A 13162-nucleotide genomic window follows, 5' to 3' on the forward strand; every position below is an offset into this window, starting at 1 on the left:
TGCCCGATCGCCCGGGTGCTCAAGGATCAGCAGTTTCAAATTCGCGTCGTTTCGAAAATCGATCAAATGAGGCTCGGGACTTCCTTGCTCGACGGCATTGAGGTGTCGGATTTTCTACCGTTCGCGGCCGTCATCGCGGGTACGCTGGTCATCGGAATGTGTCGTCTGGTCTCCGCGCGTGGCCTGCCGCGGCATTACGGTGAGGCCGGCGGCGCGTTGCGCTTTACGCTGCTTACCTGCCGTAATCCGGTTCGCGGCGCGCATCACGTCGAGTGCGGTGTCCGGCCTATGCCGGCCGGTTTCGCGAGCGTTCGGCGGGGTGCTCTGAGCCTGCTTCTTCTGCAGGGTAGCTACGCGCGCCGCGAGTTCGGCACCAACCGCGCGCTCACGGTACGCCGCGGGAATGGCCTCGGTCTGTGCCGGGTCCATATCGTACCGGTCGCGGAACACGTCGACTGCGGCGGACGCCCGGCCACTGCTGGCGCCTGGTTGGCGGGGGCCGTTTCGATACGTCGTTCCATTCGGCGGGAGAAGACGGGGCCGACGTCGTCGGCGGTGCCGCGTTCTCGTTCGTTCCACGAGTCCCGCAGCACACTGGCTGGGTCAAGGCCGTGGGTTTCGGCGTGGGTGTGGCTGCTCGTTCAGGCAACGTCGACTGATCGAACGCTCGGACTCGCGCAGCTGAATTCTTCAGACAGCCAGAGCCGTCCGCACGAGTTCGGAGAGTTGCTTGACTGGGACCTCGCGCCGATAGAGGAAAGCTTTCAACGCTTCGCCGTAGATGACGCTGCGCACGCGGCTGGCGCTCATGGTGTCCCACCTGAGTTCAGACCAATGCGGCTAACTGTTCCCGTACCCATGAAGACAACGTGTCAGCTTCCACCTCGCGCCCGGACAGAACAATGCCTGGCCAGGTCCGCCGTGTCGAACGGGATCGTGAGTGTGCCCGGCTCCAGCGCCAGAGGGGCATCGATCTCGATCGGCGGGGCTCACTCGCCCGGCACTTCATTGAGCCGCTCGTCGTCAGAGACGCTTAGGCTCACGGACAACACGGCCTTGCCGAGTCCGCGGGCTTCAAATGTTGCAGCGGATTCGACGGCAAGGACATTCTTCGAAAAAGCTGTCGTCACCGTCAGCGATGCCGTTTTCGGTCGAGCGGCGGTCGTCAGGGCGACAGCGGGTCACACTACTCAGAGTCCCATGAATTCGCGGAAGTGAGCTGTTCTAAACCTTCAGCCACCTGAGTCCACCGCAGGGCACTAGCTCACTGCTGGCGCAGGAGAGCAAGGAATTCGTCGGCCATTGCGAGCTGATCCCGCAGCCCCTGGCGCCGCTCCTCGGCCTGTGCGATGAAGGACTCCAAGTCTGACCTCACGGCGGCAATGTCGGCGCCCTCGATGGCGCCATCCAGTGTGTCGATGGTCTTGAGGAGCGACATCATTTCTTCAAGCGAGAAGCCCAGCGGCTTCATGCGCCGGATCAGGATCAACCGGGCCAGATCTTCGTCCGTGTAGAGACGGAAGCCGCCATCAGTCCGGCCTGAGGCCCTGAGCAAACCGATTTCGTCGTAGTGGCGGATGGTTCGCAATGACAGTCCGGTGCGTTCGGCCAGTTCGCCGATATGCATAGTTGCCGTTGGCTCAGTCGGTGACATGGCGGGACCTCTCATGCGTGGACTCGAACATAACCCTAACGTTAGGGTAGAGTTGTGATCGTCGGCTGACATTGTGTGACAGCCCACCATCCATCCTCGCCGTATCGGCGGATGATTGTGCGCACCGGGCGCACCCCTTCCCCTTCCCCTTCGCCCTATTCTGGCCCGCCACCGCGAGCCCCGTCCCTGGAGGCCCCATGGCACTCGCTCAAAAATCCCCCACGCCCGACCGTTACAAAGCCGAGCCATCGGTGATGACAGCACTTCGAACTCCGCGGCTCCTCACCCGAGAAGCTCTCGCCGGCCTCGTCGTCGCGATGGCGCTGATCCCGGAAGCGATCTCGTTCTCCATCATCGCTGGCGTCGACCCACGGGTTGGACTGTTTTCGTCCTTCGTGATGGCCGTATCCATTGCGTTCCTCGGCGGCCGCCCCGCGATGATCACCGCCGCAACGGGAGCCATCGCCCTAGTGATCGCCCCGGTAGCACGCGAGTACGGCATGGATTATTTCATCGCCACGGTCATCCTGGCCGGGCTCCTGCAGGTGATCCTGGGCGTGCTGGGCGTGGCCAAGCTCATGCGTTTCATCCCGCGCAGCGTCATGGTCGGATTCGTGAACTCCTTGGCCATCCTCATCTTCATCGCACAGTTGCCGCATTTGCTCGGGGTGCCGTTCATGGTGTACCCGCTGGTGGCGATCGGGATCATCATCATGGTCGTCATGCCCCGGTTCACCAAGATTATCCCCGCCCCGTTGGTCGCCATCGTGGTGCTGACCATCGCAACCGTCACCATCGCAATCAACGTGCCCACCGTCGGCGACCAGGGCGAACTGCCCAAGAGCCTCCCCGAACTCTTCATCCCAAACGTTCCCCTCAACGGGGAGACACTCACGATCATCGCCCCCTACGCGCTGGCCATGGCCATGGTCGGCATCCTCGAGTCCCTAATGACGGCCAAACTCGTCGACGAGGTCACCGACACCCACTCCCACAAGACCCGCGAAACCTGGGGTCAAGGCGTCTCCAACATGCTCTCCGGCTTCTTCGGCGGCATGGGCGGGTGCGCCATGATCGGCCAGACCATGATCAATGTGAAGGCCTCCGGCGCCCGAACCCGCATCTCCACGTTCCTTGCCGGCGTATTCCTGCTGATCCTGGTCGTCGCTCTCGGCGATGTCGTCGCCATCATCCCCATGGCCGCCCTGGTGGCCGTGATGATCATCGTCTCGGTGCTGACCTTCGACTGGCACAGCATCCGTCTGTCCACACTTCAGAGGATGCCAAAAAGCGAAACTACGGTCATGGTCGCCACAGTCGCCGTGGTCGTAATTACCCACAACCTCGCCATCGGCGTAGTCGTCGGGGTTCTCGTGGCAATGGTCGCCTTCGCCCGCCGGGTGGCGCACCTCGTAGACGTTGAACGCAGCTTGTCCAATGATGAGTCTGTCCCGACTGCGTACTACACCGTGACCGGCGCGCTCTTTTTCGCGTCAAGCAACGACCTCACCACCCAGTTCGAGTACGCAGAAGACCCGGACCGCATCGTCATCGACATGGCCGCCTCCCACATCTGGGACGCCTCCACCGTCGCAGCCCTCGACTCCATCACGAACAAATACGAACGTCTCGGCAAACGCGCCGTGATCGTCGGTATGAACGATGCCAGCACCAATATCCACGCCCGCCTCGCCGGCAACCTCGGCGGAGGTCACTGACCCCACCGGCTGAGCAGCATCCCTCGTCGACTCCCCGCCGCGGCGTAGACAAGTTCGCGAGAGGTGGAGGAGTCGGCGAGGACGTGGGCGGTGTTCGCGGTCATGCCCTGGACCCGGTGAATGGGAACGGGTCCCCCATCCGCCTCTTGCCATAGAGTGGCACTTAAGTTTTACTGGATGACATCAGCATCCGCACGAGAACCGGGAAAGCACCCATGGCCGAGTCGTCCACCCGAACCGTGGAACGAGCCCTCGACCTGCTCGCCGTGATCTGCGACGCCGACGGGCTCACGCTCTCGGAGAGCTCACGCGCCGTCGCCCTCGCACCGAGCACCGCCCTGCGCCTGCTGCGCACGCTCGAGACCCGCGGCTTCGTGCACAAGACCGACGACGGCGCCTACCTGCCGGGCAGCCGCATCATCCAGCTCGGCGCGCAGTCGCTCAGCAGCGAGTCGCTGGTCACCCTCTCCCTCCCGGCCATGGAGCGGCTCGTCGCCGAGACCGGCGAGTCCGTCTACCTCAGCGTCGTGGGCCACAACGCCACCGGGCTCTACATCGCCATCGTCGAGGGCACCCACTCGGTGCGGCACACGAGCTGGGTCGGCCGCACCGTGCCGCTCGAACGCTCCGCGGCCGGGCAGGTGCTCACCGGGCATACCCCGGAGACCGGCTACGTGGTCGTCGAACGCGGCGTCGAAACGGATGTCACGGCCCTGGCCGCGCCGATCCGTTCGGAGGCCAGAACAATCGCCGCCCTGAGCCTGGTCATCCCGAGCTACCGGGTGGAGACCGCGGACATCCGTCGCTACGGCCCGCTGCTGGCCCAGGCTGCCGGGCACGTGTCCGCCGGTCTCAGCCGTGCCGTCCCCAACCTCCCTACGGACTGATCGACCCCGAATCGCCCGAACCCCCGAACCCCCTAGGAGACAGTGATGTCCGAATCCCGCCCCGTGCGCGCCGCCCGCGGCACCAAGTTGACCGCGAAGAGCTGGCAGACCGAGGGCCCGCTGCGGATGCTGATGAACAATCTCGACCCCGAGGTGGCCGAGCACCCGGAGAACCTGGTGGTCTACGGCGGCACGGGCAAGGCCGCCCGCAACTGGGAGGCCTACGACGCCATCGTTCGCACGCTCACCACGCTGGAAAAGGACGAGACGCTGCTGGTGCAGTCCGGCAAGCCGGTCGGCGTGTTCCGCACGCACGAGTGGGCGCCGCGGGTGCTGATCGCCAACTCCAACCTGGTCGGCGATTGGGCGACCTGGCCGGAGTTCCGCCGCCTCGAGGCCCTCGGCCTGACGATGTACGGCCAGATGACGGCGGGTTCGTGGATCTACATCGGCACCCAGGGCATCCTGCAGGGCACGTATGAGACCTTCGCCGCCGTGGCCGCAAAGATCGCCGCCCGTGAGGGCGGGCCTCACAAACACAGTGGCGACACCCTGGCCGGCACGCTCACCCTCACCGGTGGGGCCGGCGGCATGGGCGGCGCGCAACCGCTGGCCGTGACCATGAACGGCGGCGCCGTGCTGATCGTCGACGTGGACGAGTCCCGGCTACTGCGCCGGGTCGAGCATGGCTATCTCGACGAACTGGCACCCACCCTCGACGACGCCATCGCCCGGGTACTCGCGGCGAAGAACGAGAAGCGCGCCCTCTCCGTGGGCGTGGTCGGCAACGCGGCGACCGTGTTCGCCGAGCTGCTGGAGCGGCGGGTGCCGATCGACATCGTCACCGACCAGACCAGCGCGCACGACCCTCTGGCCTACCTGCCGGAGGGTGTCACTGCGGAGGAGTGGCATGACTACGCGGCCGCGAAGCCCGAGGAGTTCACCGAGCGCGCCCGGGCATCCATGGCCAAACAGGTCACCGCGATGGTGGGCTTCCAGGATGCCGGTGCCGAGGTCTTCGACTACGGCAACTCGATCCGGGCGGAGGCGGAGCTCGGCGGCTGCGCGCGGGCGTTCGATTTTCCCGGGTTCGTGCCCGCATATATCCGCCCGCTGTTCGCCGAGGGCAAAGGCCCGTTCCGCTGGGTGGCGCTCTCGGGCGACCCGGCCGACATCGCGGCGACCGACCAGGCCATCGTGGAGCTGTTCCCCGAGGACGAGCACCTGCGCCGCTGGATCACGAAGGCGCAGAACACCGTGCACTTCGAGGGCCTGCCCGCCCGGATCTGCTGGCTCGGCTACCAGGAACGGCACCGGGCCGGCCTGAAGTTCAACGAGATGGTGGCGTCGGGCGAGCTGAGCGCGCCGATCGTGATCGGCCGCGACCACCTCGACTCCGGCTCGGTCGCCTCGCCCTACCGGGAGACCGAGGCCATGCTGGACGGGTCGGATGCGATCGCCGACTGGCCGCTGCTGAACGCGCTGCTGAACACGGCGTCGGGCGCCACCTGGGTGTCGATCCACCACGGCGGCGGCGTCGGGATCGGCCGCAGCATCCACGCCGGCCAGGTGATCGTGGCCGACGGCACCCCCCTGGCCGCCGAGAAGATCGCCCGGGTGCTCACCAACGACCCCGGCACCGGCGTGATGCGGCACGTCGACGCCGGGTATCAGCGGGCCGAGGAGGTGGCCCGGGAGCGCGGCCTGCGCGTGCCGATGTGGGAGTCGGAGTGAGTGGGGTGTGCGCATGAGCGAGCTCGCCCACGGAATGCTCGCCGGACTCGCCGAGATCGCCGACACCGGGCGGGACTCCCGCCGCGGCGGCTACTCCCGGCACCTCTGGCAGGGTGCCGACCTCGAGCTGCGGACCTGGTTCGCCCTGCGCGCCGAGCGCCTCGGGCTCAGCGTCGAGACCGACCGTAACGGCAACCTCTGGGCCTGGTGGGGAGAGCCGGGGCCGGATGCCGTGGTCACGGGCAGCCACCTGGATTCCGTTCCCGGCGGCGGCGCCTATGACGGCCCCCTCGGCGTGGTCAGTGCGCTCGAGGCCGTCGCGCGGCTGCGGGCATCCGGGTTCACGCCGTCCCGCCCCTGCGCTGTGCTCGTCTGCGCCGAGGAGGAGGGCTCCCGATTCGGGATCGCCTGCCTGGGCTCCCGGCTGCTGACCGGCGGCATCGACGCCGACCGGGCCCGCGCGCTCATCGACGCCGACGGGATCACCCTGGCCCAGGCTGCCCGCCGCGCCGGGCTCGACCCTGCGCACCTCGGCGCCGACCGGGACGCCCTGGCCCGAATCGGCCTCTTCATCGAGCTGCACGTGGAGCAGGGCCGCGGCCTGGTCGACCTCGGCCGGCCCGTGGCGGTGGCGTCGTCGATCCTCGCGCACGGGCGCTGGCGCCTCACCGTGACCGGCCAGGGCAACCACGCCGGCGCCACCCCGATGGAAGACCGCCGCGACCCGCTCGTGGCCGCTGCCCGCGCGATCGTCGCCGTGCAGGATGCCGCCGGGAACCACCCCGGCGCGCGCGCCACGGTCGGCCGCCTGGAGGTGGTGCCGGGCGGGACCAACGTGATCGCGTCATCCGTGCACGCCTGGCTCGACGCCCGCGCGCCCACCGACGCCGAGACCCGCGACCTGGTCGCCGCAATCGAGGCGGCCGTCGGCGAGGCCGCCCTGGTGAACGGATGCTCCGTGGCCGTCACCGAGGAGTCCTGGACCGGAACGGTGACGTTCGACCCCGAGCTCGTGGGACGATTCCGGTCGGTGCTCGGCGGTGACGCCCTCGTTCCGGCCCTGCCGACGGGCGCCGGGCACGATGCAGGCGTGCTCGCAGCGAGCGTGCCGAGCGCCATGCTCTTCGTGCGCAATCCCACCGGCGTCTCGCACTCCCCCGAGGAATTCGCCGAGGTGGGCGACTGCGTCGCCGGGATCGACGCCCTGGAGACCCTGCTGCGGAGCCTGCTGTGAGCGCGCGGGGGGTCGAGGCTGGGGCTGGACAGTCGGGGACACCGGTGGCCGCCTACTGGTGCGAACTGGCGCTGGTCGACGGGGCTGCCCTGCCCGGCGTGCGGCTGGAGGTGGGCACGGACGGGCGCCTTCAGGCTGTCACACCGCGCTCCGAGCCGCGGCCCGGCGACGTGCGGCTCGGCACCGTGCTGCCGGGGCTGGCCAACGCGCACTCGCACGCCTTCCACCGGGCGTTGCGGGGCCGCACCCACGACGCCGGCGGCGACTTCTGGCAGTGGCGGGAGGCCATGTACCAGGTGGCCGCCGGCCTCGACCCCAAGCGGTACTTCCTGCTGGCACGGGCGGTGTTCGCCGAGATGCTGGCCTCCGGTTTCACGGCAGTCGGCGAGTTCCACTATCTGCATCACCGGCCGGGCGGCTCCCGATACCCCGCCGAACACGCCATGGAACTGGCGTTGGCGGCCGCGGCACGGGAGGTGGGCATCCGTCTGGTGCTGCTCGACACGCTCTACCTCGACGGCGGGATCGGGATGCCCCTCACCCCCGCGCAGCGCGCCTTCGGCGACGGATCGGCGGCCGCCTGGCTGGCCCGGTGGCACTCGCTGCGCGCGGCGCTCGGCCGTGCTGCCACGGCCGATGACGGCGACGGCTCCCCTGCTGACAGCCAGGCCGACATCCAGGCCGGCACGGATGCCCGCGTCACCCTGGGCGCGGCGATCCATTCGGTGCGGGCGGTGTCCCCGACCGCGATCCGGGAGGCGCTCGCCGGGCTGCCCGATGCCGTTCCACTGCACATCCACCTGTCGGAGCAGCCTCAGGAGAACGCGGACTGCCGGGCCGCCTACGGCCGGACCCCAACCGAGGTGCTGGCCTGGATCGGGGCGCTCGCTCCGCGGCTGAGCGTCGTGCACGCCACGCACCTCACCGACGAGGATTTGGCGCTGATCGGGACATCCGGGGCCTCGGTTGTGATCTGCCCGACCACGGAAGCCGACCTCGGCGACGGGATCGGGCCGGCCCTGGCGTTGCAGCGGGCCGGCGCGCGGATAGCCCTCGGCTCGGACCAGAACGCCGTCATCGACCCGCTGCTCGAGATGCGCGGCCTGGAGGCCGGCGAGCGCCTGGCATCGGGCCGGCGCGGCCGGTTCACGCCCGCCGAACTGCTCGTGGCCGCTTCGGACCACGGCTATGCCGCGCTCGGACTCGGCCGGCAGCGCCTCATCCCCGGTGACCTGTGCGACCTCGTGGAGGTGGCGAGCGACAGCATCCGCACAGCCGGATCGTTGCCGGAGCAGCTGCCGCTGACCGCGACGGCCGCCGACGTGCGCCGGGTGATCGTGGGCGGACGCGTCGTCGCCGACTCCGGGGTGCTGGTGGGTGGCGCGGGCGGGCCTGGCGGGCGCCCGTCGAGCACGTTGCAACCCGAGCTGCGACCCGAGCTGCGACCCGAGATCCTGCTGCGCGACGCCCTCGCCGCGCTCGACGGCACCGCCGCGCTCGCGTCAGGAGAACGACCATGACCCCCGAACCGACCGAGCTGATCACCGGTATCCGGGAACTGACCACGCAGGCGGACGGCGCCCCGCGCCTCGCCGACGCCGCCCTCGTGATCGAGGGCGGCCGCATCGCGTGGATCGGACCGGCGTCCGCGGCACCGGCGGCCGATGTCCGCACGGATGCCGGCGGCCGGGCCGCTCTGCCCGGCTGGGTCGACAGCCACACCCACCTGGTGTTCGCGGGCGACCGGGCCGCGGAATTCGAGGCCCGGATGGGCGGGCAGCCCTACGCGGCGGGGGGAATCCTGACCACCGTGGCTGCCACTCGCGCCGCAACCGAGGCGCAGCTCACGGCCACGGCGGCCCGGCTGCGGCGAGAGGCGGAGGCGCAGGGCACCACGTTCCTCGAGAGCAAGACCGGCTACGGCCTCGACCTGGCGAGCGAGGCGCGGTCGGCTCGGGTGGCGGCATCCGTCGCCGATGTCGTCACATTCCTCGGCGCGCATATCGTGCCGCCGGGCATCGACCGGCGCGACTACCTGGACCTGGTCACCGGGCCGATGCTCGCCCTGGTGGCTCCGCACGCACAGTTCGTCGACGTGTTCTGCGAGGTCGGGGCGTTCGATGTGGCGGAGAGCCGGGAGGTGCTGCTGGCCGGCCGCGCCGCCGGCCTCGGCCTGCGCCTGCACGGCAACCAGCTGGGATTCAGCGGCGGGGTGCGCCTCGCGGTGGAGCTCGGCGCGGCGAGCGTCGACCACTGCAACCACCTCGAGCCGGCGGACCTCGACGCCCTCGCCGCCTCAGCCACCGTGGCCACCCTCCTGCCCGCCTGCGACCTCTCCACGCGGCAGCCGTTCCCGCCGGCCCGGCGGCTGCTCGACGCCGGCGCGAGCATCGCCCTGGCCACCAACTGCAATCCGGGCAGCTCCTACACGACGTCGATGGCGTTCTGCGTGGCCACCGCGGTGCTGCAAATGGGTCTGACGATCGAGGAGGCGGTGTGGGCGGCGACCCGCGGCGGAGCCCGGGCTCTCGGCCGCGACACGGGAACGGACGCGGTCGGAGCCCTGCGCGTGGGCGGGCGGGCCGACCTGCAGGTGCTTGACGCGCCATCCGTCGCTCATCTCGCCTACCGCCCCGGCGTGCCGCTGACCTGGGCGGTCTGGCGGCAGGGTGTGCGGGCCGGCCGCCGCGGCCCATCACCGCTCCCGGCCTGACCGGGGGATTCCCGCCTCGCGCCCTCACTGTCCCCTCTCCCTCGCCGTCCCCCTCCAACCCACCCCGTCGTGCATGACTCCTGCACATTGCTCAATCACTCATCGGGCACCCCCGGAATTCCGCGGATGTCCGGCGCCGGTCCCGAGAAATCGCAGGAGTTATGCACGCGAGGCATCGAAGACCACCTCCCGGGCCAGGACACTCCGTCGCCGGACAGCCATCCAGCCGACGTCCAGGCAGCTCGCCGGCCGGCCAGGAGCCCACCCGCCCGTGGCCAACTCAGGAGAATGGCTGGCTTCGTCACCACGCCCCCTGCAATTCCGCGGCACCGCGACCCGATGAGCAGCCGACTCGCCGGATCTCCTGAGTTAGCCACACGCCGGAGGAGCCGACGCAGCGGCGCGGCCCGGGTGGAGTCCTCGAACGGCTTTAGAATGACCGGCATGGACGTTTATACCTGGCTCAACCTGGCGCTCGTGCTGCTGTTCGTGCTCATCGGCGGCGTGTTCGCAGCGACCGAGTTGGCGTTGGTGTCCCTGCGCGAGAGCCAGCTGCGCGCGCTGGAACGCGAAAGCACCCGTGGCAAAACGGTCGCCCACCTGGCCCGGGACCCGAACCGGTTTCTGGCGGCCGTGCAGATCGGCGTCACCGTCGCCGGATTCCTGTCCGCCGCCTACGGTGCCTCCACGCTGGCGCCCGACCTCGCTCCACTGCTGGTGGTACTCGGGCTGTCGAAAGGCGCCGCGGACACGCTTGCCCTGGTCGGTCTGACGCTCCTCGTCGCCTACCTCTCCCTGGTGTTGGGGGAACTCGTGCCGAAGCGATTCGCGCTGCAGAAGGCCAGCAGCTTCGCGCTCGCGCTCGCGCCACCGCTCCAGGTCTTCGCGACCCTGATGCGCCCCGTGATCTGGCTGCTGTCCGTCTCGACGAACGCCGTTGTGCGGCTCCTGGGCGGAGACCCGCACGCCCGGAGCGAGCTCGTGTCTGATGAGGAGTTGCGCGACCTCGTCGACGCACACGAGGGCCTCGAGGTCGAGGAACGGCACATCCTGAGTGAAGTGCTCGACGCCACCAACCGGCTGGTCAAGGAGGTGATGCGCCATCGCGGAGACGTCGACTTCCTGGTCGGCACGCAGACGATTCCCGCCGCCCTGGAGGAGATCCGGTCGCTGCCGCACTCGCGCTACCCGGTGATCGGCCGCTCAATCGACGAGGTGCTGGGCTTCGTACACGTGCGCGATCTCCTGGACCCCGACGCCCACCCCGGCGCGACGACCGTAGCCGAGGTGGTGCGGGCCATCGTCTTCCTTCCCGGCACCAATCGCATCCTGCCGGCCATGACCCAGCTGCGCCGTGCCGGCGTGCACATCGCGATCGTCGTCGACGAATACGGCGGCACCGACGGTATCGTGACTCTCGAGGATCTCGTTGAGGAGCTCGTGGGTGAGATCCACGACGAATACGACCTGCCTGTGCCCGAGGGACACTCCGACGAGAACGGCCAGGCCCGGCTGGCGGATGGCGGCCTGAATATCGAAGACTTCACGGATGCCACAGGAGTCGAACTCGAGGACGGCCCCTATGAGACCGCGGCCGGCTTCGTGACCTACCGGCTCGGACGCATGCCCCAGGTGGGCGACACCGTCTCGGCCGGGGACTACCAGTTGCGGGTCGCCGCTCTCGACGGGCTGCGCGTCAGCGTCATCGAGGTCGGTGCCGGCTGAGCGAGGACTCCGCGTGACCACTGCGCCTGGCCACACCGCCTGACCGCTCATGGGGCCGCTTCCCTTCAGGAAAGAGCGGCGCGCCGGCTTTCCAGCCGCAGTTCGAGTTCGCTCATCACCAGAGCGGCAAGGTCGGTGAGGGTGCGGAGCTCGGGCGCGGTGATGGCGCGCGGTCGGAAGTCGATAACGCACAGGGTGCCGAGGTTGTAACCGTTCCGGGTCGTCAGGGGTACTCCGGCATAAAACTGCAGGCCGAATTCCTCGGCCACGAGTGGGTTTGCGAGCGCGCGCGGGTCGGTGCGGGCATCCTCTACCACCCAGGGTCCCTCGGACATGATGGCCGAGGCACAGAGGCCCGGATCGCGGGGGATCTCCTCGAGGTCGAGGCCGTGGTGCGATTTGAACCAGATACGGTCGGTGTCGACGATACTGACGATCGCGATCGGCACATCGCACAACCGGGCGGCGAGCGCGGCAATCCGGTCGAAGGCGCCGTCGGCGGGAGTGTCGAGAATGTCGAGGCGCGCGACCTCGTGCAGCCGTGCGGGTTCGTCGCTGACGAGGTGATCCACGGCACTACGATGGCGGCCGGTTTCCGCGATAACAGCCTGGTGCAGAGCGAGCACCACCTCCGCGGTCGGCGGGCGCTGCTCCGGCTTGCGGGCCAGCATGGTCGACAGAAGGTGCCGCCACTCCGGGGCGAGTTCCTGCGGGATGGCAGGGTCGCGCTGGAGTCTGGCCAGGGCCGACGGGATCGGCTCCCCGGGGAACGCCGTCTCACCGGTGAAGCATTCCAGGAGCACGAGCCCCAACGCATAGATGTCGCTCGCCGGGCCGAGGTTCTCTCCCCGGGCCTGCTCCGGACTGAGATAGGCGGCCGTGCCCGTCGTCATCCCCTGGGTGGTCACCCGCGCGCTGTCCGGGAACAGGGCGATGCCGAAATCGGTCAGCCGCGCGCGCGCTCGGGAATCCGAGCTGTATTCCGCGAGGAGGATGTTCGCCGGTTTGATATCACGGTGGATGACGCCGCGCCCGTGGATGTAGTCGAGCCCCTCCGCCAGGTCGTAACCGATCTGGGCGATGTGCCGCGTCGACATCGGATCCCGGTCGAGTCGCTGACGCAGGTTGACGCCGTCCACGAGCTCCATCACGAGGAAGATCTGCGGGTGGTCCGCCTCGGTCCGGTCCACACCGACGTCGAACAGGGTGACAATGCTGTGGTGGTTCAGGCTTGCCAGCACGTTGATCTCGGCTTGCTGGCGCTGAATATTGGGCACGTCGGTGGCGCGAAGTTCGAAGATCTTGATCGCCACGTCCCGACCCAGACGCTCGTCGGTGGCCCGGTAGACCGAGGCCATTCCGCCGCGGCCGATCAGGTCCTTAACCCGGTAGCGTGCGTCCAGGAACTTCGGAAATTGCGTGGTCATCAGACCCCCCCTTTGGAAATGAGTCTAGGTCAGCTTCGCGGGGGATGTTACATATCTTTGGCCCGCGCCC

Annotated in this window: 10 protein-coding genes; 7 read left to right on the forward strand and 3 right to left on the reverse strand. The window is 68.9% G+C overall.

Annotation, left to right across the window (positions count from 1 at the left end; translation table 11 throughout):
• Positions 1-114: 114 nt before the first annotated feature.
• Positions 115-450: a hypothetical protein gene (locus tag E3O47_RS05180; protein ID WP_134401827.1), complete on the reverse strand. Its 336-nt coding sequence runs from the start codon at positions 448-450 to the stop codon at positions 115-117.
• A gap of 814 nt (positions 451-1264) precedes the next feature.
• Positions 1265-1627, reverse strand: coding sequence for a MerR family transcriptional regulator (locus E3O47_RS05185; RefSeq protein WP_233191505.1), 363 nt, complete (start codon positions 1625-1627; stop codon positions 1265-1267).
• Between the two features lie 281 nt (positions 1628-1908).
• On the opposite strand from E3O47_RS05185, the gene E3O47_RS05190 reads away from it, so the two are divergent.
• The 7 genes from E3O47_RS05190 to E3O47_RS05220 all read left to right on the forward strand — a co-directional run bounded on the left by E3O47_RS05190 (position 1909) and on the right by E3O47_RS05220 (position 11665).
• Positions 1909-3372, forward strand: a complete 1464-nt coding sequence (locus tag E3O47_RS05190) for a SulP family inorganic anion transporter (protein WP_241986097.1) — start codon at positions 1909-1911, stop codon at positions 3370-3372.
• Between the two features lie 215 nt (positions 3373-3587).
• Entirely contained in the window at positions 3588-4259 is a 672-nt protein-coding gene (locus E3O47_RS05195) for an IclR family transcriptional regulator C-terminal domain-containing protein (protein ID WP_134415588.1), read from the forward strand.
• A gap of 45 nt (positions 4260-4304) precedes the next feature.
• Complete coding sequence (hutU, locus tag E3O47_RS05200; RefSeq protein ID WP_134419726.1) at positions 4305-5993, forward strand: urocanate hydratase; 1689 nt, start codon at positions 4305-4307, stop codon at positions 5991-5993.
• A gap of 13 nt (positions 5994-6006) precedes the next feature.
• Positions 6007-7227, forward strand: coding sequence for an allantoate amidohydrolase (locus tag E3O47_RS05205; protein WP_198411495.1), 1221 nt, complete (start codon positions 6007-6009; stop codon positions 7225-7227).
• Entirely contained in the window at positions 7224-8747 is a 1524-nt protein-coding gene (locus tag E3O47_RS05210; RefSeq protein WP_241976908.1) for a formimidoylglutamate deiminase, read from the forward strand. The genes E3O47_RS05205 and E3O47_RS05210 overlap by 4 nt, the downstream gene beginning before the upstream one ends.
• The gene (gene hutI / locus E3O47_RS05215; RefSeq protein ID WP_134373520.1) at positions 8744-9940 is read left to right on the forward strand and encodes an imidazolonepropionase; all 1197 of its coding nucleotides are present in this window, start codon (positions 8744-8746) and stop codon (positions 9938-9940) included. Before E3O47_RS05210 ends, hutI begins: the two co-directional genes overlap by 4 nt.
• A gap of 444 nt (positions 9941-10384) precedes the next feature.
• A complete protein-coding gene (locus E3O47_RS05220; protein ID WP_104102664.1) occupies positions 10385-11665 on the forward strand; it encodes a hemolysin family protein in 1281 nt (426 codons plus the stop codon).
• A gap of 65 nt (positions 11666-11730) precedes the next feature.
• Here the strand turns inward: E3O47_RS05220 and E3O47_RS05225 are convergent, their stop codons facing one another.
• Positions 11731-13092 (reverse strand): protein kinase, encoded by a 1362-nt coding sequence (locus tag E3O47_RS05225; RefSeq protein ID WP_134419728.1) that lies wholly within the window; start codon positions 13090-13092, stop codon positions 11731-11733.
• Positions 13093-13162: the final 70 nt, after the last annotated feature.

The organism is Cryobacterium sp. TMT2-17-1 (assembly GCF_004402765.1).
GTDB lineage: Bacteria > Actinomycetota > Actinomycetes > Actinomycetales > Microbacteriaceae > Cryobacterium > Cryobacterium sandaracinum.